25 protein-coding genes are annotated in these 26893 nt (G+C 59.0%); 9 read left to right on the forward strand and 16 right to left on the reverse strand.

Going from position 1 to position 26893, the window contains the following annotated elements:
* Positions 1–147: 147 nt before the first annotated feature.
* The gene (locus tag ACN2TU_RS02225) at positions 148–291 is read left to right on the forward strand and encodes a DUF2080 family transposase-associated protein (RefSeq protein ID WP_435152581.1); all 144 of its coding nucleotides are present in this window, start codon (positions 148–150) and stop codon (positions 289–291) included.
* Positions 292–1515: an RNA-guided endonuclease InsQ/TnpB family protein gene (locus ACN2TU_RS02230; RefSeq protein WP_435152583.1), complete on the forward strand. Its 1224-nt coding sequence runs from the start codon at positions 292–294 to the stop codon at positions 1513–1515.
* A gap of 18 nt (positions 1516–1533) precedes the next feature.
* Here the strand turns inward: ACN2TU_RS02230 and ACN2TU_RS02235 are convergent, their stop codons facing one another.
* The 4 genes from ACN2TU_RS02235 to ACN2TU_RS02250 form a co-directional block, all read right to left on the reverse strand.
* Positions 1534–2247 (reverse strand): DICT sensory domain-containing protein, encoded by a 714-nt coding sequence (locus ACN2TU_RS02235; RefSeq protein ID WP_435152584.1) that lies wholly within the window; start codon positions 2245–2247, stop codon positions 1534–1536.
* Positions 2248–2292: 45 nt separating this feature from the next.
* On the reverse strand, positions 2293–2688 hold the full coding sequence (locus ACN2TU_RS02240) for a DUF7344 domain-containing protein (protein WP_435152585.1): 396 nt from the start codon (positions 2686–2688) through the stop codon (positions 2293–2295).
* A gap of 79 nt (positions 2689–2767) precedes the next feature.
* On the reverse strand, positions 2768–3382 hold the full coding sequence (locus ACN2TU_RS02245; RefSeq protein WP_435152587.1) for a cell division FtsX domain-containing protein: 615 nt from the start codon (positions 3380–3382) through the stop codon (positions 2768–2770).
* A gap of 148 nt (positions 3383–3530) precedes the next feature.
* Positions 3531–4736 carry an outer membrane protein assembly factor BamB family protein gene (locus ACN2TU_RS02250; RefSeq protein WP_435152589.1) on the reverse strand — a complete coding sequence of 402 codons (1206 nt, stop codon included), beginning with the start codon at positions 4734–4736 and terminating at the stop codon, positions 3531–3533.
* Between the two features lie 112 nt (positions 4737–4848).
* Between ACN2TU_RS02250 and solA the strand changes: the two genes are divergently transcribed.
* On the forward strand, positions 4849–5973 hold the full coding sequence (gene solA / locus ACN2TU_RS02255; RefSeq protein ID WP_435152591.1) for an N-methyl-L-tryptophan oxidase: 1125 nt from the start codon (positions 4849–4851) through the stop codon (positions 5971–5973).
* Positions 5974–5986: 13 nt separating this feature from the next.
* On the opposite strand, the gene ACN2TU_RS02260 is transcribed toward solA, so the two are convergent.
* Together ACN2TU_RS02260 and ACN2TU_RS02265 are read right to left on the reverse strand one after the other, a co-directional pair.
* On the reverse strand, positions 5987–7117 hold the full coding sequence (locus tag ACN2TU_RS02260; RefSeq protein ID WP_435152593.1) for an NAD(P)/FAD-dependent oxidoreductase: 1131 nt from the start codon (positions 7115–7117) through the stop codon (positions 5987–5989).
* Positions 7118–7192: 75 nt separating this feature from the next.
* A complete protein-coding gene (locus ACN2TU_RS02265; RefSeq protein ID WP_435152595.1) occupies positions 7193–8719 on the reverse strand; it encodes a flippase in 1527 nt (508 codons plus the stop codon).
* Positions 8720–9063: 344 nt separating this feature from the next.
* Between ACN2TU_RS02265 and ACN2TU_RS02270 the strand changes: the two genes are divergently transcribed.
* Complete coding sequence (locus tag ACN2TU_RS02270; RefSeq protein WP_435152596.1) at positions 9064–10335, forward strand: hypothetical protein; 1272 nt, start codon at positions 9064–9066, stop codon at positions 10333–10335.
* A 149-nt stretch (positions 10336–10484) separates the two neighbouring features.
* The gene (locus ACN2TU_RS02275; RefSeq protein WP_435152598.1) at positions 10485–11708 is read left to right on the forward strand and encodes a glycosyltransferase family 4 protein; all 1224 of its coding nucleotides are present in this window, start codon (positions 10485–10487) and stop codon (positions 11706–11708) included.
* Positions 11709–11711: 3 nt separating this feature from the next.
* Here the strand turns inward: ACN2TU_RS02275 and ACN2TU_RS02280 are convergent, their stop codons facing one another.
* From ACN2TU_RS02280 to ACN2TU_RS02310, 7 genes are all read right to left on the reverse strand, one after another.
* Positions 11712–12419 carry a TOBE domain-containing protein gene (locus ACN2TU_RS02280; protein ID WP_435152600.1) on the reverse strand — a complete coding sequence of 236 codons (708 nt, stop codon included), beginning with the start codon at positions 12417–12419 and terminating at the stop codon, positions 11712–11714.
* A gap of 22 nt (positions 12420–12441) precedes the next feature.
* Positions 12442–13221, reverse strand: coding sequence for an ABC transporter ATP-binding protein (locus tag ACN2TU_RS02285; protein WP_435152602.1), 780 nt, complete (start codon positions 13219–13221; stop codon positions 12442–12444).
* Positions 13218–13934 carry an ABC transporter permease gene (locus ACN2TU_RS02290; protein WP_435152605.1) on the reverse strand — a complete coding sequence of 239 codons (717 nt, stop codon included), beginning with the start codon at positions 13932–13934 and terminating at the stop codon, positions 13218–13220. Before ACN2TU_RS02290 ends, ACN2TU_RS02285 begins: the two co-directional genes overlap by 4 nt.
* 42 nt (positions 13935–13976) lie before the next feature.
* Positions 13977–14993, reverse strand: a complete 1017-nt coding sequence (locus ACN2TU_RS02295) for an ABC transporter substrate-binding protein (protein WP_435152606.1) — start codon at positions 14991–14993, stop codon at positions 13977–13979.
* Positions 14994–15135: 142 nt separating this feature from the next.
* On the reverse strand, positions 15136–16017 hold the full coding sequence (locus tag ACN2TU_RS02300) for an ABC transporter permease (protein ID WP_435152608.1): 882 nt from the start codon (positions 16015–16017) through the stop codon (positions 15136–15138).
* A gap of 1 nt (position 16018) precedes the next feature.
* Positions 16019–16945: an ABC transporter permease gene (locus ACN2TU_RS02305; protein WP_435152610.1), complete on the reverse strand. Its 927-nt coding sequence runs from the start codon at positions 16943–16945 to the stop codon at positions 16019–16021.
* Between the two features lie 3 nt (positions 16946–16948).
* Entirely contained in the window at positions 16949–18109 is a 1161-nt protein-coding gene (locus tag ACN2TU_RS02310) for an ABC transporter substrate-binding protein (RefSeq protein ID WP_435152613.1), read from the reverse strand.
* A gap of 143 nt (positions 18110–18252) precedes the next feature.
* On the opposite strand from ACN2TU_RS02310, the gene ACN2TU_RS02315 reads away from it, so the two are divergent.
* From ACN2TU_RS02315 to ACN2TU_RS02325, 3 genes are all read left to right on the forward strand, one after another.
* Positions 18253–19320, forward strand: a complete 1068-nt coding sequence (locus ACN2TU_RS02315) for an ABC transporter ATP-binding protein (protein WP_435152615.1) — start codon at positions 18253–18255, stop codon at positions 19318–19320.
* A 68-nt stretch (positions 19321–19388) separates the two neighbouring features.
* Positions 19389–20018, forward strand: coding sequence for an SOUL family heme-binding protein (locus ACN2TU_RS02320; protein ID WP_435152617.1), 630 nt, complete (start codon positions 19389–19391; stop codon positions 20016–20018).
* 174 nt (positions 20019–20192) lie between these two features.
* Positions 20193–21392: an NAD(P)/FAD-dependent oxidoreductase gene (locus ACN2TU_RS02325; RefSeq protein WP_435152619.1), complete on the forward strand. Its 1200-nt coding sequence runs from the start codon at positions 20193–20195 to the stop codon at positions 21390–21392.
* A gap of 18 nt (positions 21393–21410) precedes the next feature.
* On the opposite strand, the gene ACN2TU_RS02330 is transcribed toward ACN2TU_RS02325, so the two are convergent.
* Positions 21411–21869 carry a thiol-disulfide oxidoreductase DCC family protein gene (locus ACN2TU_RS02330; RefSeq protein ID WP_435152621.1) on the reverse strand — a complete coding sequence of 153 codons (459 nt, stop codon included), beginning with the start codon at positions 21867–21869 and terminating at the stop codon, positions 21411–21413.
* Positions 21870–22301: 432 nt separating this feature from the next.
* Between ACN2TU_RS02330 and ACN2TU_RS02335 the strand changes: the two genes are divergently transcribed.
* Positions 22302–23663: a hemolysin family protein gene (locus tag ACN2TU_RS02335; protein ID WP_435152623.1), complete on the forward strand. Its 1362-nt coding sequence runs from the start codon at positions 22302–22304 to the stop codon at positions 23661–23663.
* Positions 23664–23782: 119 nt separating this feature from the next.
* Here the strand turns inward: ACN2TU_RS02335 and ACN2TU_RS02340 are convergent, their stop codons facing one another.
* Entirely contained in the window at positions 23783–25786 is a 2004-nt protein-coding gene (locus ACN2TU_RS02340; RefSeq protein ID WP_435152625.1) for a carboxypeptidase regulatory-like domain-containing protein, read from the reverse strand.
* Positions 25720–26685, reverse strand: coding sequence for a S8 family serine peptidase (locus ACN2TU_RS02345; protein WP_435152627.1), 966 nt, complete (start codon positions 26683–26685; stop codon positions 25720–25722). The genes ACN2TU_RS02340 and ACN2TU_RS02345 overlap by 67 nt, the downstream gene beginning before the upstream one ends.
* Positions 26686–26893 lie beyond the last annotated feature (208 nt).

Below are 26893 nucleotides of genomic sequence, written 5' to 3' on the forward strand. Positions count from 1 at the left end.
TCAAGGAGTAACACAGGAAGCGAAGCGACCGAGTAGCGCAGTAGGGCGGGGATACAGTGCCGTCATCGTCTCACATACACTCCGCGACGACCAGCCCACAGGCCCACCGCAGCGTGTATATGTCTGTACAATGTATCTACATCGTACATGGGACAGTTCACAATCAACGGCCACGAAGTCATGGACGGCGACGTGAAAGCCACCGGCAACGGCGCTCACGTCTATGTCCCGAAACGCTGGCGTGGCGCGGACGTGAAAGTCGTCCGCACTTCTGACCCCGACGACGAATAGATGAACTACAACTACAGGTATCGACTGAAACCGTCCGACGACATCCGCGAGCAATTAGCGTGGACGGTCGATACCTGTAGACAAGTCTACAACCACTTCCTTCACCGACTCAACCGGCACGACGATACCTCGGCGTACTCCGAACAGAAGCAGCTCCCAGACCTCAAGAAGTGGTGGAACGAGCTGAAACAGGTTCACTCAAAGGTACTCCAGAAGGTCGTGAAACGGCTGTACGACAACTTCTCTCGATTGGCCGACGCCAAGAACTCCGGTCGAAGGATCGGCCAACTCAAGTGGAAGGGCGAACACGAGTACCGCAGTTTCACCTACAGTCAATCTGGCTTCAAGCTTAAGAACACAAGCGGCCAGACGCGACTGTGGCTTTCGAAAATCGGTGAAATTCCCATCACTTTCTACCGCGACTTGCCTGACAACGCCGACATCAAGACTGTCACGGTCAAGCGCGAACCCACCGGCAAGTGGTACGCCATCCTCGGCGTCGAGACGCCCGACAACCCACCCGAGAAACCGGAAACGCCTAAGCGGTGCGTCGGTATCGACGTGGGGATTCTCACGTACGCCCACGACACCGACGGGACCGCCGTGGGGTCGCTCGACCTCTCGGACGAACGCGAGCGACTGGAACGCGCCCAACGCGACCTCTCGCGGAAGGAACACGGGTCGAACAACTGGGAGGAACAGCGCCGTATCGTGGCCGAACGCCACGCCGACCTCAAGCACAAGCGCCGGGATTTTCTCCACAAGTTGTCGAACCACTATGCCCGAGAATACGACCTCGTGGCCGTAGAGGACTTGGACGCCGCCGGGCTGGTTGAACTCCCCGGTAACTCCCGGACCCGAGCAGGCGCGGCGTGGGGAACGTTCCTGCGGATGCTTAAGTACAAGTGCGAGCGCGAAGGAACGCACTTCGTGGCGGTCGAACCAGCAGGGACGACCAAGGAGTGCGCGGCGTGCGGTATCTCAACGGACAAGCCGCTCTGGGTCCGTGAACACTCGTGTCCGGCGTGCGGGTTCACCGCCGACCGTGACTGGAACGCGGCGTGGAACATTCTTTCTCGCGGTATCAAGCGGTTAGGAGAGGGACGCTCCGAATCAACGCCTGTGGAGACTGCGCTCCCTACGGGGATCACTACGGTTCCTGCAAAGCGCGTCGTCGAAGCAGGAAGCCCCACCCTCAAGCGCGAGCCGTCAGGCGAGCGGTAGGGTGCGGTAGTTCACAAGTCACCCATACGTCCGGCGCAGGTGGACGAGCAATTCGTCCACAGTAACCGGGTCGTACGTCCAGAACCCGTAGAACTGGTTCGGGTCGCGCTCTTCAGCCAGTAAAGCACATTTTTGCACGTCGTCGCCACCACCGTCGTAGACGAGAAACCAGACGGTACCGATTTCGTCCATCGTCTCGGCGTGATAGGTAACATTTTGAACCTCCGGCGGTTGCCAATCTTCCTCCCCGTAGATGTGAATTGTCAGGTTCGTATCCTCAGCGAGTCGGCGATAAACGGGCAGTTGTGCGCGAAACACCGAAAACGATTGAAAGCCGACGTGCAGTTCACCCTGTCCGACCCGCCACGCGCGATCCTCGATCTCTCGGCTCGTGCCCAGCATTTGCCTGCGGTCGAAAGACGAAAACAGCGTTCGATCGAGGAGGGCCAACAGGTCACGGAAGTTCGAGGAATCGAACTCGGGATTCCACGGAACGTGAACGGGGGGCGTGAGAAATTCCTCGAATGCAGTGAGTCCGATCGCACCGCGGAATCCACGACGGTCTCGAATGACGAGAAATCCGTTCTTTCCCACGCTTCGAAGTCGCTTGTACTGAACCGCGACGTTCTTCGTTTCGAACCGCTCTGCGAGGTCTGAATTCGGTTCAGCGGTGTACACTGTAAGCGTCTTTTGCTCGCGTTCGACCGCGGCGATTTTCTCGTGGAGAGACATCAGTTTCGTCTCCTGTGGGACTGTTTGCACGGTCCGACGCTCGTGTTACGATTCGACGTTCGGTTCCTGATTGTTCTGGCGATCGTTCCGCTGTGCCCAGTCGATGAGTTGAGCGACGGGTGGTGACAACTCCGCGAGGACGAGGATGCCTTTTCCGTCATCGTAGCGGACGAGACCCGCATCTTTGAGTACGGGAATGTGTATTTCGCGGAGTTCCACGGCCAACTGCTCACGTTCGCTGACCGTGGCCATTCGATATTCTTCGGAATGCATCCACCCAGTGAGAATATCGGCCAGTTCGTCCACGGGGACGCGCCCCCACTCTTCGAGCACGTACAGCGTGTACCGTCGTCGTGTGTCCGCCAGCGCCCGATAGATTCGGTCGTCTATCGAAGTGTCTAACAGGAGTTTATACAGGCTGTCCCACGTGTCTTCCCCCATGATACCCTACGTCGAGGTTTGGCTATGTACGTCAGTAAACTTTGTGTCTCATGTTGGCATGGGGCATTCGGGCTGATACTCAGTCCAATTTGACAGCGAGATAGCGACTCACCGCGAAGAGCAGGCCGCTCCCGACGAACGCGAGCAGCGAGACGGTGGCCACGCTGAACCCGGTGCCCGATGGGTCGAACGGTCCTTGTTTTCCGGCCGTCGAGTACTGTTGGATGGTTTCGACGCCAGAGTATCCGAGCAGGAAGAAGACGAGCGTTATCCCGAGGAGCAGGGCACCACCGACGAACCCGTAGAACGACGCCATTTCCTCAACGCTGAGGAGGCGTCGCATCCGGCGCTCGCTGAGTTTCGACTCGCCACGGAGTATCGCGCCAGCAACCGCAACGTGTCCGACTGCCGTCCCGAGTTCGAGGAGGAGGACGACCGCGCCCGGCATCAGCACCGTCGGCGAGGATGTGAGCGGGTCTCCGCCCGGAAACAGCGCGGCGACTTCCGATGGATACGCGAGCGTGAGTGGTGCCACGAGCGCCAGCGCGAGCAGGAGGACGCTCTGCCACGCCAGTTTCGTCGGAATGGATTGGTCAAAGATACTGTGCCGACGGACGCGCAGTCGCTCGTACTTCGAGCCGTTGAGAATTGCGTCCGCGATGTCGTCGTCGATGTAGTCTGTCTGTCCCGTCACGATACGCACCTTGCTGAGCAGGTGTTTTCCAATCGGTATTCGCTTCGTGGTTATACCATTATCGGAACGTCAATCGGCCATTTTTCGGACTGTTTGATGGACGGAGCAATGGTTTGCAGTCGGGAACTACAGTCGGAAGTCAGGCGACTCAGGCCGGTTCGAGACAGTAAAGCGTCGTATGATCTCGTTTCGTTCCCTCACAGGCCGCGAACAGCGCACCGTCACCCACGGCGAGTCCTTCGACCGCCGCCGCCGGGGTCGGATGTGACCAGCGTTTCGCATCGAGACGGAACGAACCGACGCCGGAACCGCCGTCGAGCGCGAATGCGTGGACGGCGGTGCCGCTGCTGATGTAGAGGGTATCACCCGCGGCGACCGGGGCCGTCGAATCGAACCGCTTTCTGACTTGCCACTTGATCTCTTTATCGTAATCTCGAATCGCCGACAATCGGTCGTAGCCCGCGCTGAAGAGCGTGTATTCGGCGTAGACGGGTGCCGAGTTGGCCGCCTTTTCATCGACCGTCCATCGCGTCGTTCCCGCGTGAGCACCGGTCTGCAAACACGTGAGCGGGTCGGCGAACGTGTGGACGATGACGCCTTCCGAGGTCGGAACCATCGCCTCCACCGCGGAACCGACCTTGCTCCGCCACGCTTCGCCCAAGGGGTCACGAACGTCGCCGTGGTCGATGAAGCCGTACACTTCTCCACCCTGCGTTCCGACGTAGAGCGAGGACATCCTGTAGGCGAACGCCGAAACATCCCCGAACAAGTCGGTTTGCCACAGCACTTCGCCCGTTTTCAGATCGAGACGGAGAACCATCCCGTTCTCGGTGCCAGCGTAGAGATGCGGGCTGTGAACGTGTTCGCCAGCGACGAGGTGAAGCGGGGCGTGGACGTGGCCATAGTCCGCGAGCGTCCACACTTTCTTCCCCGTTTTCGCGTCGAGAGCAACGACGCTGTCCTCGTCAATCATCGTGAAGCAGACGAGGCCGTCGTGAACGACCGGCGACGACGGCCACGGCCCCTGTCCGGGTTCGAACCGCCACTTTTCCTTCCCGGAGGTCGAATCGAGCGCGATCAGCGCGTCCGCCGTCGGTAGGAAAACCGTCCCATCGACGATTGCCGGGCTTCCGGACGCCATACCATCCGAGAACGTCCACCGCTCTCGGACGCCCTTTCTCGGAGCCTTCGCATCGGGGTTGTAGCCGGTGTTCTCGGTGTCGAATCTGGACATCGACCAGTCGCTGTTGCCGTCGGTGCCGGGAGAAGTCTCGACTGTTTCGCCGAGACAACCGGCGAGCGCAACCGAACCCACACCGCCGATTCCGGCGAGAAAATGTCGTCTGGAGGGCATTTTGAACGGATTAGCTCAGTGACGGCATAAGCTTTCTGAACGCTTCGACAAGTTGGAAAATTCGATCGGAAGCACCGGCGTTCATTATCGTCGCCATCCACCATGCGAGCGAATGGCTCACTACGACACCATCGTCGTCGGCGTCGGCGGGATGGGCAGCGCGACGGCCTCGCATCTCGCCGAGCGGGGGCAGGATGTGCTCGGACTCGAACGCTACGACGTGCCGCACGCACAAGGGTCGTCACACGGCGTGACGCGCATCATCCGGAAAGCGTACTACGAACATCCCGATTACGTTCCCCTCCTCGAACGCACCTACGACCTATGGCACGAACTCGACGAGGTGCATCCGACCCAACTCCTGCATACGACCGGCTGTGTCGTTACAGGCCCCGAAGGAAGCGAGAAAGTCGCTGGCGCGCGCGAATCCTGCGAGCAACACGGTATCGACTACGAACTGCTCTCGGCCGCGGAAATCAATGACCGCTATCCCGGCTACGAACTGCCCGACGATTTCGTGGCCGTCGTCGAACCTGAGGGTGGATTTCTCCACGTCGAACAGTGTGTGGTCGCGCACGTTCAATCGGCCCTTCGGAACGGCGCGACGATTCGCGCTCGGGAGGCAGTGCTTGATTGGGAACCCACGTCAGACGGCGGTGTCCGAGTCGAGACCGACAAGGCAAGCTATACCGCCGACACGATGGTCGTCACGGCGGGTGCGTGGGCCGCGAACTTGCTCCCGATGCTCGATACGCAGGCGGTTCCCGAACGACAAGTACTCGGCTGGTTCCAGCCGAAATTGCCCGAGCGCTATCAGCCTGATAAATTCCCAGTCTTCATGGTGGAGTGCGAGGAGGGCTACTTCTACGGCTTTCCTGAGTACGGCGTGCCGGGATACAAGGTTGGCAAGTACAACCATTTCCACGAGCAGGTGAACCCGGACGAGATGGCGGAGCCGAATCGGGCCGACGAACGCGTCCTCCGCGACTTTACCGAGCGCTACTTCCCGGACGCGGCGGGACCGACGATGCGGTTGGAGACGTGTCTGTTCACGAACTCTCCCGACGAGCATTTCATCGTCGATACGCTTTCCGACCACCCACAGGTCGTCGTCGGTGCGGGCTTTTCGGGCCACGGGTTCAAGTTGTCGAGCGTCATCGGCGAGATTCTGGCGGAACTGGCCATCGACGGCGAGAGCCGACACGACATCGACCTGTTCTCGGTGAACCGGTTTTGAGGAGTGAGCCGACTCACTCGAACCGATTCACACTGAAGTGGTCGATATCGGCTGTTTTCCCCTGAATTCCGTCGGCGACCACCTTTCCGCTGTACGGGCCGAGTTGCAGTCCTGTCGCCCCGTGTCCGGTCGCAAGGTGAACCCCTTCGACGGTCGGAATCGGTCCCAACACCGGCAGTTGGTCTGCCGAGCGCGGACGGAGTCCGATTCGAATCTCCGCTACCTCGGCGTCCCGGAGGCCGGGTGCGACGCGAAGTGCTTCGTCGAGCACTTCGTGAACGCCCTCCACCGTCGTTCGCGGTTCGAATCCGGAGCCGACTTCCCGGGTCGCTCCGACCGCGATTCGGTTGTCCGGCCACGGAACCACGTAGTGCCCCCGGAAAGCACCGAGAATGGGCCATGACGCCGTATCGGTATCGTGACAATCGAGATGGATGATTTGCCCACGCTGCGGTTCGACCGGAATCGAGACGCCGAGCGACGCTTCGAACGCCTGCGACCACGCCCCTCCGGCGACGACCACCGTATCGGCGTCGTAGCTGTCGCCGTTCGCGGTTTCGACACCGGTGACGACTCCTGCTTCGTGGGCGATATCCGTCACGTCTCGTTCGACGGTTTCGAGTCCGTGACCTTTCCCCGCACGAAGCAAGGCAGCCGTAAACGTCCGAGCGACCACCCGTGCCGCATCGCTGTAGGCACGACACCGTTTCGTCCGTGCGAGTGCCGGGAATTTTTCCCGTGCCTCGTCCGAAGACAGTTCCGTCGTCGTTCCCGGCTTCGGTCGGTCGTATTTCTTCTTCCGTTTCTCGATTCGTTCGGTGGCGGCGTCGAACTCGGAAATCTCGTCGTCGTCCAGGGCTACCGAGAGGAGTTTACAGTTCGAGTAGCCAGTGTCGCCGTCCTGTTCGTCTTTCAACCGTTCGTCGAGGGTTGGATAGTAGGCCGCTGCGTCGAGGGCCAACTCGAACCACTCGCTCGATGCGGTTCGACTGCTCGTCGCTGGCGAGATGATTCCAGCGCCCGCGTCGGTCGCACGTCCTTCGTCGTGACGGTCGATGAGCAGCGTTTCCACGCCATCCCGAGCGAGATGGTACGCGACGGACGCGCCGACGATGCCGCCGCCGACGATGATAGTGTCGTACATGGCCGTATTCGAACGGCAACTATCTCGGTCGTATCGGTTCCGACAATCCGGGCGGGGTTCTCGATCGTTACTACCTCACTCCCCCCGCGCTCGCAGGTATCGCTGAATGCCAGGAACCTCCATGCCGATTGCTCCCTCGATGAACTCGATGAACGCTCCGTCTTCGGGTTGTAGGCTCCCAGTGAGGGCCACGGCGACCAATCCCAGTATCCCAGACAGCACGAGGAACACGGGAAGCGTCACGGCGGTCAGTGTCAACCAGTTCGAGGCGAGAATGCCGACGGGAAAGAGGACGAGTGGCAGGACGAGGTACGTTCGAGTCGTGTACGTCGAAAGCGGGTTGATACCGGATTTCAACTGGAGGACGACGTTAAATGCGACGTTGCGGAGGACGTAGGCACCGGCGGACGCGATCGCGGCACCGACGAATCCGTAGCCCGGAATCAGGAGGACGTTCAGGCCGAAGTTGAGCGCGAGCGTAACCACGTCCACCCAGAGGATGGATTTCGTGTACCCGAGCGCGGCGAGCGTCGTCCGATTTCGACCGGCCGCGGCGCTGGTAAAAAAGCCAACCGAGAGAATAGCGAGCGCGATGCCACCGCCAACGTACTGCTGGCCGAAGAAAATCGAGAGCACGTCGCCCGGAAAGACGGTGAAGACCAGAAACGCGGGGAACGTGAACACATAAATCCATTTGGTCGTAATGCGGTAGATTTCGGTGATTTCATCGTGTTCGCCGTCCGCGTCGAGTCGCGACGTGAGCGGGAGGTAAAGGTAGCCGAACGAGGAGATGACCATCAATAGACTGTTGGCGAGGGGGTAAGCCGCGTTGTAGACGCCGACTTCGGCCGAGGTTCGCATGTCGGCGAGCATGAGCGTGTCCATCCGCGTGAGCAGTATCGACAGCACCATCGTGACGATGAGCGGGGCCGAATACGTGAGCAGTTCCCGGGCGTGGGTTCGTATCGGTCCGACGAGTCGGACGAGTCGATTGGAGAGCAGGTAGACGACGACCAGCGTTCCGAGCGTCGCGACGAAGTAGGCGTAGCCGACTGAGAGCAGGTCGAAGCCGGTTCCGAGCAACCCAACCAAGAGCACGATTCGGAGGCCAGGATGGAGAAAGTCCTTGGTGTACAGTTTGTACCGCGTGTTTTCCAATCCACGAAGCGCGCTGACACCGACGGTCAATCCGACGCTAACGGGTATCGTCAGGACGAACAGTCGCACCAGTTCGGCAGACGTCTCCGTCTCGAAAAGCGCGTCCGTAATCAACTCAAGGTTCAGCAACAGCACGAGGGAGATGACGAGACTGACCGCGAGCGAGACGACCAACCCCAGAATCCAGACGCCGCGGACATCTCGGTCGTCCTCGAATCGGGAGACGAATCGCGGAATTCCGTCGTTCAACCCGACGAGCGATATCGTGGTACCGACGGTCATGATGGCGAACGCGATGGTCACCTCCCCATACAGCTCCGGTGAAAACCGCTGGGCGATGATCATCCTCTCGACTAACCGACCGACGGAGGCGACGGCGACACCGAGGACGATGAGCACCGAACTCGACAGCAGATCCGAGAGATGGCTATTATTCTCTGACATGCGAAGGGAAATACCCGTGCGGAGACACCGAAGGGAACCGTTCGGTCGGTCGCACCTGGTGCTCGCGTCTTGATTGCGTTCTCGAAATCACGGTGGAACAATCAACACGTCAAACGGGCTTTGTTATGAGCGGCGTACCGTAGCGTAATCGACGTCGAACGGTTCGATTACCGTCGTCGTCATATTCCATTTCCAACTTATTTTTCGGAACCATCCGTTATTAATGCCTGTCCGAACAGTACAACGAGGGGTGGGACACAGTTTCACACAATCCTCTTACGGTTTTGAGAGAACGGAACGAATACCGCAAGAATATTAACAGGCGGGTTTGCATTGAAACCTGCATGGCACGCGACAGCAGTACAACGAAACGCGATAGACAAATCTGTAGCAGTCTCATCGACCGCCGCTCGTATCTGGAACTGACGGGGGCAACCGCGCTCACGATTGCGGGTGCGGGAATGGCCGCAGGTAGCGCATCTGCGGCGGAGTACGAAACCATCAAAATCCCGGCTGGCACGCAAAAGCAGTTCCAAGTCGGAAGCGGCGAAACGTTCGAGAACAAGCTCATCGATATTAGCGCAGCGGAGGCGGATGCCCGAATCGTCGCGAGCGGTTCCGACTGGACGATTCGCAACATCGGTTTCAAAGGTGCTGCCGACATGAGCGGTCCGCACTCGCCCGGCGAGAATCTGGGTGGGTATCCGAACCTCATCGCTGCTTCGGGGACCGGCACCATCGAACACGTCTATCTCGGCGACGGCGTTTCCGGTGACATGGTTCGAAAGGGCGCAATCGGGGTCTCCAGTTCCCACTCGGGCCACATCGACCTGAACGAAGTCACGATGAACGGCTGGACTGGCAACGCGATTTACGCGGGCGGCGCGGCAAAATCCAGCGGTGGCGGAGGGTCGCTCACCTTCGACCGCTGTCTCCTGAAGAACAACAACATCAGTCACCTTCGCATCGCGACCGACGGCACCACGGTGAAAAACACGGTTATCTACAACACCGAGGACGTTCCGCTCCATCCCATCAACGGCGGCGTCGTGAACTCCCGCGGTGTCTACGACGGCTACGGAACGGAGAGCAACGTCATCGAGTTCGAGAACTGCCACATCGACTGTACGGACGCGAACACGAACGGCGGCGCATCCGCCCTGGCTGCGACGAAGACGACGTTCCGCGTCACAAACTCGCAGGTCAAGGGCCAACTCATCGGCAACGTCGAAACGACGAACGTCGGCGAGAATCCGTCACACGAACCGCCGAAAGGTGCACCCACGACCGCAGAGCAGGCCGCGAGCGGGTCGGGGTCGACCGGCGGCAAATCCGGAAATTCCGGTAGTTCGGGCGACTCCGCAACGGGTGGCAACTCCGGAAGCAACGACAGCTCCGGTTCGAGCGGTTCGGGTAACTCCACCGACTCCGGAACCACCTCGAACAACGCAAGTGGCAATTCCTCGAAGACGGCACCCTCCGCCGACGACGCCGTGAACGAACAGCGGATTGCCGCGTCTCCCGGCTCCGCCGATGAATTCTGTGTCACCTACGAAGGGCGCAAATACTGCTTCGACTTCAGCAACCTCTCGACGCTGGTGAAGCGTTACTTCTGAGTTCCGGTCAGTGCAGCAGTGACCGATTCGGTATCATTCCTTTTTTGTTGTCCAGATACCGTGTACCCTCCGGTAGGGACTGCATACGGACTCGATACGGTGTTACTGCTGGCTCATAACAAAATGAAATCAACGCCTCGAATTCGAGAATGAGCGACGGAAATCAGGTGTATCGACCTGTCGAGGAGACACAAAAAACGAGAAACATCCACGATGAACTGGCTGGTCGGGGAGAACCCCAGTCGGAGCAGTTGACCGTCGGAATGTACTACAGAAAAGCCGGAACGAGAGACGCAGGCGGCGTCGTGATGTACGTCCAGGAGTTGGTGGACGCCCTGGCAAACCACAACCCGGCGTATCTCTACACCGAATCCGGCGAGTTGACCCCGAAAATGCAGGACACGGCGGCCGACATCGTCCAGATGGACGCCGAATCGGAACCGCTCGGAAGGCTCCGTCGGAGCCTTCCGAACGAAAGTTCCACATTGTTGTCGATATTCGACGAAAAATTGTGTCCCCTCCTCGGCGCGGTTCGTGACGGCACGGTTCGCCACATGAACGAGGACCTCGATATCCTGGTGACACACGACTTTCTGGACGACCTCGTCCTCTCGAATCTGCTCGATATTCCCGTGGTGCGTATCTTTCACGGCTTCGAACGGGCAGGAATCGGAATGCAAGTGCGCGAACTGCTCTCGACCGGTCACTCGGTCGTGAACTCGGAGCAGACGAGACGAGAATTTATCGACCACCTCGGATATGAACCCGACGGCGTCGTCTACCCGGGTGTCGATATCGACCGATTCCATCCGAACGCGACACCGGCGTTCGAGCGCGACGAGTGGACGATGCTGTTCGTCGGTCGGTTCGTGGAGGCGAAGGGAATCTTCGACCTCGTGGATGCCGTCGCCGAACTCCCAGCGGACACGCATCTCCATCTCGTCGGGCGTGGTGATACCGACACGCTGAACGAACGAATCGAAGCCCGAGGTGTTGATTCCAAAATCACTATCGAGGGAGCAGTTCCGCACGATGAACTGCCGGGCTACTACGCCGCCGCGGACGTGTTCTGTCTGCCTTCGTGGTACGAAAGCTTCGGGATGGTCAACGTGGAGGCGATGGCCTGTGGCACCCCAGTCGTGACGACGAGTTTGGAGGGTATCACGAAGTACGCCGTCGACGGCGAGACGGCCATGCTCGTCCCGCCGAAATCACCGGACGAATTTGCGCAGACGATAGAAACCCTCCGTTCGTCACCCGAACTCGGGGAACGACTCGCAGCGAACGGAAGAGCGATTGCGGAACGCTACTCGTGGGCGATGGCGGCGAACGAACTGATGGACACCTGTTCGGAAATCGTCGTGGATTCCTGATTCTCACTCCCGCGCCGAACACGGAACCGCTCGCGTCGCGGTTGCCTTGAACGACACCACGACTTCCGTATCGAGTTCCAGTTCTAATCGCTCGACGCTCGTCGTCGTCACCAGTGCGAGGAACGACGCCGACCCATCGACTGCCACCGTGACGCGAGCGATGCGTTCACCTCGTTCGACCTGCCGAACCGTTCCTTCGAACTGGTTTCGCGCACTCGTTTCGTTACCCTGCGGGGCCGAGTTCGGACTGTAGAGCGTTATCACGTCCGAGCGAACGGTCACTTCGACGCGCTCGCTGTCGGGTGGGACGAGCGCCCGAACGACGCCCGCGTCGGTTTCTACGAATCCGAACTCACCGTCTCGTTCGAGAACGGTTCCATCGAGCACCGTCTCGTCCACCTCGGCCAGACCGGACGACTCCGCGGTGAGTCGGCGGAACTGCTGGAGCAGTCCCCGTGCGCCGTCAGTCAAGGTGCTCCCCCCGCCCCGTGACCCACCTCGCTCCCGGTGCACCAGCGACCCGAATTCGGCTTCCAGTTCCACGATTCGCCGCTGTGCGTGAGCGTAGGAGCGCCCGAGGGAGTCCGCGGCCGCGTTCAGTGACCCCTCGTCGTTGATTGCTCGGAGCAAGCGCGCATCCCGCGCATCGAAAGCGACTTCTCCCGCGACGAGTTGTGTGTCGAATGCGGGCCGAGGTGTGTCGTCCGTCATCGTCGTCCCTCGCTTTCGTCCGTCAGTACATCAGTTCTCCGGCGACGAACTTCCGCGTTCGGTCGTCGTCGGGCGTCTCGAACACCTGTTCGGGCGGGCCGGATTCGATTATCGTACCGTCGAGCAAGACGCCGACCCTGTCCGAAATCCGCTCCGCCTGATGCATGTCGTGGGTGGCCACGACGACGCCGAGTCCACGACCCCTCGCGTCGGCGATCGCATCCTCGATAACCGCCGTGTTTCGCGGGTCGAGGTTCGACGACGGTTCGTCCAGTAGGAGTATCTCGGGATCGGTTGCGAGCGCTCGCGCGAAGGCCACACGTTGCGCTTCGCCGCCCGAAAGCGACAGAGCGTTCTGGTCGCGTTTGTCCGTCAGACCGACGGTTTCGAGCGCGGCGGTCACACCCGAATCGGTTCGGGCAGTCGTCGTTCCGCGGCCGAAGATTCGCGCGACAGTCGCGCGAATCCGTTCCGACCACGATTGTCGAACTCGACGGCCGTAGGTCACGTTCTGTTCCACCGGCGCGTTGAACAGCGACGGTTCCTGAAACGCCATGCTGACCCGCCGCCGAACGTCCAGTCGGTTGTCCTCCGACAGTTGCCACACATCCCGGTCTTGCCACCTGACGCGACCGAAATCCGGCGAATGAAACATCCCGAGGAGGCGCAAAAGCGTCGTTTTTCCGGTTCCCGATGGACCAACTATCGTGACGACTTCGCCCGGTTCGACCGAGAGCGACACGTCCGAAAGAACACCGTCGCCGTCGAAGCCGTGCGAGACGCGGTTTGCCGTCAACGTCATCGTTGAACCTCACCCTGACCCCTGCTCCGACTGCGAACCCACGACCCGAGGACGTTCACGCAAAGGACGAGGACGAGCAACATCGCGCCCAAAACGAGTCCCGTCTCGTAGTGTCCCTGCCGCGCTTCGACCGTGATTGCCGTCGTGAGCGTTCTGGTGTACGATGTTTTTCCTCCCGTTGGGTCGTTCAAGACGATGTTGCCGCCGACGATGAGAATCGATCCGACTTCGCTGACTGCCCGTCCGAAACCAGCGAGTACCGCGGTGATGATGCCGTATCGCGCTTCCTTGATGACGAGGAGGCCGACATCCGTATCCGTCCCACCGAGCGTGAATGCCGCGTCACGAACGTCCTGTCCGACCGATTCGATGGCCGAGAGGCTGATGCTCATGATGACGGGCGTCGCCAGCACGAACTGCGAGGCGATCATTGCGGTCGGTGTAAAAACGAGTCCCAACTCGCCCAGCGGCCCTTGATTCGAGAGCGTCAACAGGACGAGCAGGCCGACGACGACGCTCGGAAAGCCCATCCCGGTGTTGATAACCGCGGTGACGGCGCGTTTGCCCGGAAACTCAGCAAAGCCGACGGCGAGCGCGATTGGCAGACTGACCAGCGTCGAAAGCGCGACTGCGGTCGTGCTCACGTACAGCGAAACGATTGCGATGCTCACGAAGTACTGCCAGTCCGCGCCGGGGATGAGTTGTGCGAGCATGACGACCGATATGGTGTGATTTCATTGCCTGCGGATGTTCGTTCAGTAGTCCGCGGGGACTTCCTGCTCGACCCACGAGAGGAACTCCTTGTCCTCACGCGAGAGGGCTTTCGCCTGTTGTGCGGAGTAGCCCTGCGGGACGTACTGACCGAAGTTCGGCTTCTTCGACAGCGCGTTCGGGAAGAACAGTTGCGACCCGTTTGCAGTGTAGTTGTCGATGAGTTTCTGTGCCTTCGGGCTGGTCAGATAGCCGGCGTATGCCATCGCGGCTCGGTAGTTGACGTTGTCGTGTTTCGCAGGGTTGACCGGAATCACGCCGTACGGGTTTTTCAGAATGACTGGACCGTCCTTGAGCGGCCCCTGCACGTGAATCGTGAGGTCGATTTCGCTCTTCATCGAGAGGAACGTTCCGCGGTCGGCCAGCGTGTAGGCGTCCGATTGGTTCGACTGCGTGAGCGTATCGCCCATCCCCTTTCCGATTTCTCGATACCATTTGCCGCTCGGTTTCACACCGGACTGCTCCCAGATTGCGAGTTCTTTCTTGTTCGTGCCGGAATCGTCGCCGCGCGAGAGGAACGTCGCCTTCTGCTTGGCGATGGTCGAGAACGCCTTCGTCGCGCTCGACATCCCGTTGATACCCGCCGGATCCTTTTTCGGGCCGACGATGACGAAGTCGTTGAACATTACGTCTCGACGATTGACGCCGTGCCCTGCCTTGAGGAACTCGTCTTCCGCCCCGCGGGCGTGGACGAGAATCACGTCGGCGTCCCCGTCTTCCGCGGTTCGGATACTCGCGCCGGTTCCCTTCGAGAGCGTCTTGATGGTGACGCCGAACACCTCCTCGAACGGCGGATTGAGTTCGTCCAGCAGCCCCGTGTCGTACGTGCTGGTCGTCGTCGCGAGGACGAGTTCGCCGTCGCCTATTTTCCCGTTTCCGGACGAGCCCTGGTTTTGATTCTGGTTCTCTTTCTGTGCCCCGAACGACCCGGTACAGCCGGCGAGTCCAGCGAGGGCGCCCACACCCATCGCGTGGACGAATTTGCGTCGTTGTATCGGCATGGGAACAACGTTGTGTGAACGTTTCATAAGGATTTCGCCATGCACGTACCTACTGGTGGTTACCGGAAACGAATCGGAGCGAACGACTCAACCGTAGAAAAAAGAACGAACAGAGTTCGAATTCGAACGAAATGCGCCTTCCTTACTCTTCTTCTTGCGTTCCGGCGACGTAGCCCGTAACGTTTCCAACGTTCATCGCGACGGCCAGAACCACCGCGATGAGGAAGACGATGAACGACGAGATGGCGTTCATTTTCGGTGCGGTGCCGTACTTTATCATCGAATACATCGCCGTCGTGAGCACGTCCGTCGTCCCTTGGACGAAGTGTGCGCGGATGAAGTCCTCGAACGAGCGAATCCACGCGAACAGGAATCCCGCGCCGATTGCCGGCGCGACGATGGGGAAGGTCACGTCGCGGAACGTCGTGAGTGGGTCGGCACCCAAGTCGCGCGCCGCCTCCTCCAACGACCTGTCGAAGGTGTAGAGACGGGCCGTCACCATCAGCACGACGAACGGGAAGCCGTAGATGCTGTGGGTGAGTATCAGCGTCAGCGGCCCGGTGGAGATGCCCACTATCGTCTGAAAGTAGATGATGAGCGCGATTCCCAACACGACTCCCGGAATGACCATCGGGAGGATGCCGAACGTTCGATAGGCTTCCTTGTACGGGAAGTCGTAGCGAGCGAGCGCGAAACTCGCAAGCACGCCGAGCACCGTCGCGATGGTTGCCGAGTACGTCGCGACTTGGACGCTGTTGAGGAGTGCCGTCATCAGCCCGCCGTCCGCGAACGTCGCGGAGTAGTGAGCGAGCGTGAATCCCTGGAACGGGAAGAAGGTGCTGGAGTTGACGGCGAACGAGAGGAATATCATGGCGACCAGCGGAATCCACAGGAACACCAACAGGAGGACGACGACAGCGTACAGTCCTCGCTGGAGGAGTCGTTGCTTCCGTGGGTGGTCGAGCAGCGTCGACCCGGTCACTTCGTCGCCTCGCTCTGCCGTGGTTCCGGTTTCGGTCGCCATATCAGACACCTCCGAGTTCTTCGATGCTGACGTAGCGGAACGCCAGTGCGAACGCCAAGACGATGGAGACGACGATGAACATCGACGCCGCGCTCCCGTAGTCGATGGCGTACTGCCCCGTGATTCGCCCTTCGATAAGCTGTCCAATCATCAATACTTTCCCCTGCCCGAGGAAGCGTGGCGTGACGAACGCTCCCATCGCGGGAACGAACACGAACAGTCCGCCGCTGATGATTCCCGGAAGCGTCAGGGGTAAGATGATGTCTTTGAGCGTTCCGACCCGACTCGCACCCAAATCCCGGGCCGCCTCGACGAGGCTGAAGTCGATTCCCTCCATACTCGCGTACAGCGACAACAGCATGTACGGGAAGTAGGCATGTGTGAGACCGATTACGATGGCTGGAATTCCGTAATCGAACAGCGACACCGGCCCGCCGACGAGACCGGTTTTCATCAATGTCCGATTGATGATGCCGCTCGGCCCGAACATGAGGTACCACGAGTAGGCGCGGACGAGGTACATCGTGAAGAACGGGAGCAACACGAGGAAGATGACGATTTTGAACGTCTGTCCGTCCCTGCGTGCGAGGAAGTACGCGAGCGGGAACGCCATCAGCAGGCAGAGGATGGTCGTCACCGCGGCGACGGCGTACGAGAGGACGAGCGCGTCGAAAAACGGCGACTTCCAGAACGGCCCCGGCCCGCTGAACAGGCCCGAATAGTTGTTCATCGTCGGTTCCCAGACGATGCTGTACGTCTCGCTGTTGACACTCATGAAGCTGATGATGACCATGAACGTCAACGGTGCCATCAACAACAACAACAGCCACGTGAGGCTCGGTCCGAGTGTGAGCCCGAGTTTTGCTTTCCGTGCGACAAACGCTTTCATGAGCGCTTGCCGCTTGGAATCTGACGTGTCGGTGGACATTGTTCAGGCCGTTTTGACTTCGTCCCACGCGTTCTGCCACGCGTCCTCGTTCTCGACGGCTTTGAACGGGATGAAGCTCTCCAGCCGTGATGGCTTGATGGAGCCGAACATGTCGTTTTGCTCCTTCGAGAGGTGTTGTTGTGTCTTCGGGTTACAGCTCGGCGAATAGCCCACTTTCGCCAGTTTCGCGCCGAGTTTCGGCGCGATGAACTCATTGATGACCTTCCAAGAGAGGTCTTTGTTCTTCGATTTCTTCGACACCACGGCGGATTCGAACCAAGCGAGCGACCCCTCTTTCGGTGCCGCCATCTTCGGCCAGTCGGTGCCATTCGACCACATCTCGACGATTTCGTTCCGGCCGGATTGGCCGACGACGAAGTTGCCCTGCTTGAACGACTTGATGTACGATGGGTCGGCCGCGATGTAGCCGTGCAGTTTCGATTTCTGTTTTTTGAGGGTCTCTTTCACCTTCTTGATCTGCTTCTCGGAAAGGGAGACCTTGTTCCCTTCGAACGCCTTGTTGTAGCCGAGGTAGAGCGCCGTCGCGCTCATCGCCTTGAAGTGGTTGTCGTACATAACGACCTTCCCATTCAGGTTCGTTCCCTTGTACTTGTCACTGAACAGCACGTCGTAGCTCTGTTCGTGACTCTCCGGAATCTCTCGGGAATCGTAGGAGTAGCCGTACCAACCGAACCGGATGGGGACGCCGTACGTATCGCCATCTTTCGTGAACTGATTCTTGCTGAACTGTTGGAACTTGTCGTAGATGTTTTTCTGATTGTTGACGATGTCGCTCGGAACCGTGTCGAGCAGCCCGGCGTCCATCATCTTCGGCACGTAGTTGTTGTTGGGGACGGCGATATCGAACTGTTTGTCCTTGCCGGATTTCCACCCGGTGAACATGTCCGACGAGGACGTAGATTTGGTGAACTTGACGGTTACGTCCAGTCGGCTCTCGATTTGCTTCTTCAGATCCGCGTACTCCTCCCAGGTGAGAATCTGAATGGTTTTGTTGCCGCCGCCTCCGCTGCCTCCGAGCAGACATCCCGAGAGGCCCGTCATACCGGTCGCTCCCGCGATACCCGTTGCTTTTAAAAATGACCGACGCTTCGTGTGACTACTACCTTTCGTCGTGTCAGCACTACCCTTGTCTTTGTTAGCCATACTCATAACGAATGAGTAGTTCGTATATAATTAAATCTTCGGTAGAAAACGGTAACCAATTCGTAGATAAATCGATTGTCTATATCTGTTATTTAATTCCTGTTCCCAGTACGTTTATACTGCATTATGACAAACGCTGTCATATGGCAGGTGATGACGATGTGCTCATTGACCTTCGAGGCGTCAGCAAGGAGTACGATGAGGTGACGGCGGTCGACGAAATCGATTTCTCGATTCGAAGAGGCGAGTTCTTCTCGCTCGTCGGGCCATCGGGATGTGGCAAGACGACGACGCTTCGGATGATAAGTGGATTCGAGACGCCGACCACGGGAACGGTCTCGCTCAACGGAACGGATATGACCGGCGTTCCGCCGAACGAGCGAGATACGAATCTCGTCTTCCAGCATCTCTCCCTCTTTCCCCACATGACCGTCGGAGAGAACGTAGAATACGGCCTCAAGAAGTCCGGCGTCGAAAAATCAACGCGAAAGGAGAAGGCAAAGGAGTATCTCGAACTCGTCGATTTGGGTGGGTTCGAAGGCCGCAACCCGAACGAACTTTCGGGTGGTCAGCAACAGCGTGTCGCCCTCGCACGGGCGCTCGTCAACGAACCGAGCGTGCTCCTGTTCGACGAACCGCTGTCGAGTCTCGACCGCAAACTCCGCAAACAGATGCAGGTCGAACTCCGAAAAATTCACGAGAAAACCGAGGGGTCGTTTTTCTACGTCACACACGACCAAGAAGTCGCGATGACGCTTTCCGACCGAATGGCCGTGATGAACGACGGGCACATCGAACAGGTCGGAACGCCGGAGGAAATCTATCGTAACCCCGCGAGCGCCTTCGTCGCCGATTTCATCGGCGACACCAATCTGTTCGATGGGATGGCACGAACCGAGAACGGAACCACGACGGTCAAAATCGACGACGGCCACGTTTCGTTTACCGCCGATGAGCGCGTGCGCGACGGCAACGTAACCGTCTCGATTCGCCCGGAGGATTTCTCATTGGCGAGCAACGGGAGCGGAGTGGGAGGCGTCGTCATCGAACGCTATTTCCAGGGCGACCAGACGAATTACATCGTTGAACCGGATTCCGAATCGCTTTCCGACGTTCGGGTCGTCATGCAGGGGCGCGACACGCCGATTTCACGCGGTGACCGTGCGTCGTTCGAGGTTCAGGACGGAGCGCCGGTCGTCTTCGAGGGGTAGGCGACCGTCCGACGTACTCCACACAGTGGGGGAGTAGCTACTTGCTTCTCCCAGTCGAATGGTATCATATGCCACGCACTGTTAGCAGACCGGTCAAATTCGTTGTCGGTGCCGCTGCCGCCCTCGGACTCGCGTGGGTTGGGTGGGGCCTCTACAGCAAGCGAACGACCGAACGGATTCCATACACCACAGCTTTGACACTCGATGGCGTCGAAATTCGGCGCTACCCGGACGCGGTAGTCGCACGCACGACCGCCGACAGCGAAGGAGAAGCGTTCCGCAGACTGTTCGAGTACATCGACGGCGGAAATCAGTCGCGGGAGAACATTTCGATGACTGCGCCGGTCACCACCGAACCAGAGAAGATAGCCATGACTGCACCGGTCGCATCGGAGAAATCGGCAACGGGCGTCGAGATGGCGTTCTTCCTACCGGGTGAGTACACCGCTGAGGGTGCACCGAAACCGGCAACCGACGGCGTGACCATCGAACACGTCGGCGCGCGAACGCTGGCAGTCCAGCCGTTTTCGTGGTTTGCGACCGAGGGCCGAATCGAGCGATACCGGCGACGACTGTTCGACGCTCTCTCTGCCCACGAGATAACGCCGACGGGCGAACCGTTCCTGCTTCGCTACGATGACCCGCGGACGCCGCCGTTCATGCGCACGAATGAAGTGGCGGTCGAGTTGGCTACCTGAACGCAGTCATCGGAAATAATTCGACCGAGACGGCCTTCCGTTGGTGGCCCGGGATATGAATTCACCCAATTTACACTTGTGCTAGTCTGTCATCACGCTCGGCGACTCCCTCGCACTGACCCGCAATCCATCAACTAAGTGTCTTTTAAATAGAACCATCTCGATGCAGATGCCATGGTCGATTACGATTGTATCGTCGTCGGCGGTGGGCCAGCGGGTCTCCAGTTTGCGAGAGAAATCGTCTCCCTTTCCGATTTCTCCGTCGCCGTTTTGGAACGAAACGACGATATCCGAGACAACGACAAATCGACTGGCGGAACCTTCGAGGAAGTCATCAACCGGTACGACATTTCGGAGGAAGTCGTCATGGACGAAAACGACACCATCACGTTCGAGGGGCCGAACGAGCGCAGTCGTCTCGATATAGGGGGACATATCCTCGATTTCCCTCGTTTTCTGGAGTTCTTGGGGAACGATGCGATGTCCGGCGGAGCCGATATTTACACCGGAACGACCGTCACCGAACCGATAGTCGAACGCGGCGGGGTTCGCGGGGTTCGGTACATTGACTCGGACGGCGGGGAAGAACTCCGCGGAAAGATAACCGTCGATGCCACGGGACCGAATGCCGTCATCACCTCCGATTTGGGCTTTTTCGACACGGACGCCGCACAGCGGGGAATCGGCCTCGAATACGAAATCGAAGGCGAGTACGAAACGGGTAACACGATGCTGTTCAAGTTCGACCACGGACTCGCACCGGGCGGATACGCATGGACGTTTCCGGGAGGCGAAACCGTGTACAAGGCGGGCGTCTGCTGGGTGGACGATTTCCACGCCCCCCGCGGAAACGGGGATTCGATTCACAAGTACGTCGAGCGATGGGTACACGACGACCCGCGCTGGAACGTCGACGAAATCAGGGCGAAACACGCGGGCAAGGGCGTCTGGAACAACTCGATAAATCAGCGAACCACTGACGGATTTGTCGCCGTAGGGGATGCGGTATCGAGCATCAACCCCCTGCTCGGCGAGGGTATCCGACCGGGGATGGCATCGGCCAGGATGGCCGCCACCGTCGCCCGGAACGCACTCTCTGCGGACGATGTGTCCGAAAACCGCCTTCGTGCGTACGAACGTCGATGGAACGAAACGAAGGGGCAGAAATGGCGACTGCAACGAGTTCTGAGCGACCTGCTCTATGATTTCAGTGAGGACCAACAGGATTCGTTCGTGAAACGGGTTGGTCGCCTCTCCGCGACCAAGGCGAAGCAACTGAAGGAGTACGACCTCGGCCTGTTCGATTTAGCGAAACTGTACCCGTTCAGGGTCACGGATTTGGCAAAGGTGCCCGAACTGGTTCGGGAGTTGTAAGAGGGGGGAACGTCGGCATTACGTCGTATCGAGCGCGCGTTCGACGAACCGCTCGCGGATTTCCGGGTCGGGCATCGGACATTCCGTTTTCTTCCCAAACACCCGGTAGCGATGCGTCGCGACGAAGTTGTACACCGGGTCGCGCAGTCGCTCGGGAAGGTAGACGAGCGGATAGAGGAGCGGCCACGGCCCGTCCAGACGGCGACAGACACGCAGCGCGGCGGTCGAGCGAGTGTAGTAGTCGTCGCCTTCCACGAGGACGAACGAGTCGAAATCGTCGGTCGGAAGGTCGAATCGAGAGAGGATTTCTTGCCCGATTTCGGATTGGAGGGGGGCGAACCGGAACGTTCCCGATTCGTCGAATCGGACGGTAAAACGGACGATGGCGTTGCAGAGGTTGCAGACGCCGTCGAAGAGGAGGACGGGAGCGTCCAAGCGGTCGGCGACTTCGGCGGGGTCGGATTCATCGACCGTCATGTAGTTCGACCTACGAACTCGTGTGGGATAAGCACGAGGTGTCTGAAATACGGTGTATTTTCCCCGCAACTCGAGGTTCTCGACATCTCTCAAAATCAACTGTTTCAATATTACCAATCATGACAATCTGTTTTGGCTATAGAATCGCAGAACTATTAGCCACGAATTCGGCGCGGCGAGCAAGTGCCTGTTCTGAGTATAGTGCGCAACCGCAGTCGGTGTTCCCACAGTTCGTTTTCACCACGACGATTCGAACGGAGAGAACGGTGGTTTCCATGCGACCCGGCGACGGACGGTTCGATGGGGCACCGTTGACCATGAGTGGCGACACGATTTTGCGATTTCGGCGAGTAGGGAGAGTATGGTTCTCCGTCGGAGTCTCGGTTTCTATTCCCTGACCACGTCATCTCCGAACGACGAACGAGGTGAGCGATGGTCGACTTAGCGCTCTCGCTTTTCCGACTCCTCGTCGCGTTCTTCTTGGTGTTCATGAACGGTCTGTTCGTGGCAACGGAGTTCGCGCTCGTCAAAATTCGCCGAACGCGAGTGAACGAACTCGTCGAGGCGGGAAAGCCCGGCGCGAACTTCGTGAAGGAAGCCGTGGAAAATCTGGACGACTACTTGGCGGTCTGCCAACTTGGCATTACGCTCTCCTCGCTGGGGCTGGGGTGGATCGGCGAACCTGCGATTGCGGCCCTCATCGAACCCGTTCTGGGGTCGTTCGTTCCCGAAGGGACGATTCACTTCGTCGCCTTCGCACTCGGTTTCGGCTTCATCACGTTTCTCCACGTCGTGTTCGGCGAACTCGCGCCGAAGACCTTCGCCATTCAGGAGGCGGAACGGATTTCACTGCTCGTCGCCCCGCCGATGAAACTGTTCTACTACCTCTTCCTGCCGGGAATCGTCGTGTTCAACGGTACGGCGAACTTCTTCACGCGGCTTGCGGGCGTCTCGCCCGCCTCCGAGTCCGAAGAGGCGCACACGGAGGACGAACTCATGATGGTGCTTGCTCAGTCCGAAGAACAGGGTCACATCGACCTCGACGAGGTGGAGATGATCGAAGGCATCTTCGAACTCGGCGACACAATCGCCCGGGAAATCATGGTTCCGCGGCCCGACACTGCAACCGTCCCAGCCGGAATGGCCCTCGATGAACTCCGGTCGGTTACGGCCGCGGGGAATTTCACGCGGTATCTGATATTGGACGAGGAAAGCGACGACCAACCCATCGGTTTCGTCCACGTCAAGGACGTACTGCGGGCCGTCGAAGACGATAGTTCCGAGGGAGCGGAGCCGACCGCTCGTGACCTCGCGCGGGAAGTCCTGTTCGTCCCCGAAGACAGGCGCATCGACGACATCCTGACCGAGTTCCGACGACGCGAGAGTCAGATTGCCGTCGTCATCGACGAATGGGGCGAGTTCGAGGGAATCGTCACCATCGAGGATATTCTGGAGGAAATCGTCGGCGAGATTCGGGACGAGTTCGACACTGACGAGTTGGAACCGTCGATAACCGAACTCGATGCGGGCACCTACGCCGTCGATGGGCACGTTCCTATCGAGGAGGTAAACGAGGCCGTCGGTGCCGATTTCGAGAGCGCGGACTTCGAGACGATCGGTGGATTGGTGCTGAGCGAACTGGGCCGTGCCCCGGAAACCGATGACAGCGTCGAACTGGATGGCTATTCTCTCCGCGTGGATAGCGTCGAAAACACTCGGATTTCAAGGCTCACGATACAGGTTTCCGGCCATCGAGAGCGCGAGTCTACCCCCGAGCGCTCTGGTGACCGATAGCAACTCCGCTGTGCGACGTTCGTCTCGAAAAAAAGAAACAGGCGGACTCGGCGGTCTTCCCGCCGAGTCCGCCGTCGTCCATGCAACTGTTCGAAATCTATGCAGCGTCGATATCCGGCCTAGACGACCACCTCGAACTGCCTGTTTTCGGTCACCGTGTCCGGCACTTCACCGGGGCCGTCCTGATGTGAGGCGGATTGGATTCCTGCCGCGAGAACGGTCACCGAACCGGATTTGGTTTCCTGAAGTCTGGAAACCGCGAACTCGTACTCGTCGGGATTCACAGCCTCCTCGATGGAGTAGGTGAACTCGAGGGTCGTTTGTTCGCCGCCAGCGAGCGTCACCTGTTGTGAACTCTGTGGCTTATACTTCACCATCATCTCCTGCGCGCCAAGCGCGCTGAAATCCTGGTCGCTGACGCTCGAAGTCGACAAAATCGTCTGCGTCGCCGCTTCATCACCGGTGTTGGTCACCGTTGCGGAGACGGTAATCTCCTCGCCTTGTTCCGCCTCGGCAGGGCCGTTTACGTTCGACACTTGGAAGTAGGCGGGGTCGCTCTCGACGATGGAGATGGTCGCTTCCTGTTGGTTGTCGTCGGTCGCGTCGTCGTATCCGTCGGCCGATATCGTAACCTCGTGTGTGCCGGATGGCACGTCCTCGATCGCGTACTCGCCGTTTTCGTCGGTCACGGCGGTGTAGTTCCCGCCGCCGATTTCAACGTCAACCGCGACGGTTGCACCTTCGACCGGTTCGCCGGTCTCGCTGTCCGTGATGGTGCTGGTGAGGTTTCCGCGGTCGATGGTGATGTCGAGCGGCGATTCGTTCCGGTCGTCTTCGCTCGAGACGGTGTGGAGCCAATCGGCCGAGGGGTCTCGTCCATCGTCGAGCGTGTAGGTGAATTCGACCGTCTCGCTTTCACCGGGGGCGAGCGTAACGTTCGTGGCCGTATCGTCCTGAGCGCTCACTGCGTCTTCAGCGCTGATCGACCCTCCGCTGGCGTACGTGACCGAGTTCGCCAGTATCTGGTTCACGGCATCGGTGAAGTAGGGGTTCTCGACGTAGGTTTCCCGAGCGAGCGAGGACGCGAGCACCGTCGAGTTCGCAGCATCGACGGCGACCGCCGAACCGCCCTGTTCGGTGTTCTGTGCAGCAACGGTTGCAATTTCCTGTCCGTCGTAGTCGCCGAACCAGCTTCGGTCGGCGTAGCTCGCGGTGTGGATATCGACCGTTTCACCGGGTTGTGCCACGCCGTCGAATATCGGGTGACTCTGCGTGACTTCGAAGTAGACGGGCGAGTCGCCGTCGTCTTCGTAGTCGGTGCTCGCAGGGTTACCGGTCGCGTCCGATAGTTCGGGGATGGCGTCGCTGTCCGAACCCCATCCGTCGAGCCAGACGACACCGGTCTGGGGGGCGTTCGTGGCTCCGACGAATGCCTGCACGTCGAGGTCGGACGGGTCGACGTCCTCCATAACGAACACGTCGTATTGCCCGACCGCGTCCATCGCGTTCTCGTCCTCGACTAGCGTCACGTTGTACTGTTCCGGCAGTTCGTCTTCGAGTGCGGAGACGACCTGTCCGCCGAAGTCCTCGTCGGAATCGACGACTGTGACCGTCTGTTCCGACTGAGTCACGTCGTATTCGACCGTCTGTTCGTCGGTCGCTTCACCGGTATTTTCGATTTCAGCGGTAACGTTGACCGTCTCACCGGCGCTGGCTTCCGCGGGTGCGTCGATGATGGTCACGTCGAAGAACCCTTCGAGCACCGTAACGTTCGTGGTCGCGGAATCGTTTTCGGTGAAGATGCCGTGTTCGTACGTGCCGTTATCGATGCCGCTCGTATCGACGGCGAACTCCACCGTGGTGGATTCGCCGACACCGAGCGTCACGTTTTTCGTCTGAGCTGGTGTGTCGAGGTCGTCAAAGCGGTATTCGACGGTTTGCGTGTCTTGCTGGTTCCCCGTGTTCGTGACGTTCGCACTCACGGTGAGAGTTTCACCCTGCTCGACTTCGTCCGAGGCTTGCAGGTTCGACACCTCGAAAAACGAACCGAGGACGGTCATCTGACCGCTCTCCGAGAACACACTGTAGTGAACCGTTCCGCCCGGCAGGTTCGACGTATCCACCTGGAACGTGACGGTCGTTTCGTGCGGTCGGTCGACCCACTGCCGCCGGGGATGACCATCCCGTGAATCAGGTCCGCTTCGGGTGCGACGCCGATTGCGGTACCGCTGCTGGCACCACCCATGGCAGTAGCGCTGGTGTGCGTGCAGTGGTAGTGACTATCTCGTGGCTCTGAACCGGGAACAGTGTTTCCGCTGTCGTCGAACTCCGCCCATCCGCCGGGGTAGGTCGGGTCGGACGAGTCTTCGGTGTACAGTTCGATGTCTGGGTGGGTGATATCGACGCCCGTGTCGAGGACGGCGATTTTTGCCCCGTCACCCCGAGTTCCGAGTTCGTCCCAGACTTGCGGGGCGCGAATCTGGTCTAACCCGTACGTCGTATCGTCCGGGGACACTTTCGAGTCCGCGCTCGATTTGGGTTTGGGGGTTTTGGGAACCGTGTATTCCCGACTTTTGACGACCGATTTCACGCCGTCGATGGTGGCCAATTCGTTGATTTCGACCGCGTTAATGTCGACCGTAACCGAGGCGGCGTTCACGATCCAGAACGTGTTCTCCACTTCGACACCGTTCCGAGAATCGAGCTGGGTCATAGCCCGCTTTCTCGCCTCGGTGGCGTGTTCCTTGAGATGTCGTATCGCCGCTTTTTCGTCCATCTCCGGATCGACCGACGTTTGGTCGAAAAGCAATAGTACCTGTACTTTCCCCTCCGCGCCTTCCAATGCAGGGTCGATTTGTACGTCGTTGGGGTCTTGTTTTGTCTCGCTGTCGATACTTCCAAATGGGGTTGCTTCCTGTGCTGTCGTGGCTCCTGTGAGCCCGATAGCGCCGGTTCCGATTACCGACAGTATCAGTAGCAGCGACAGAAAGATCGCGTCGATGTGGTTACTTCCCCTGCTCATTTTTTCGTCCCATTTATATTTCACACAATAACTATATATAAAATATAAATATCTATAATATATTAATTTAGAAAATATATAACTAATAATTATTACTTAGATTATTAAATAAAATATCGGAGAACTATTCCAGTATGCGAAGAATAATTACTATCTATTCAACAATTCCAAACGGGATGGGTTCTACGTCGGGTGGTCGGTGTACGGA

The organism is Haladaptatus marinus, from assembly GCF_051194195.1.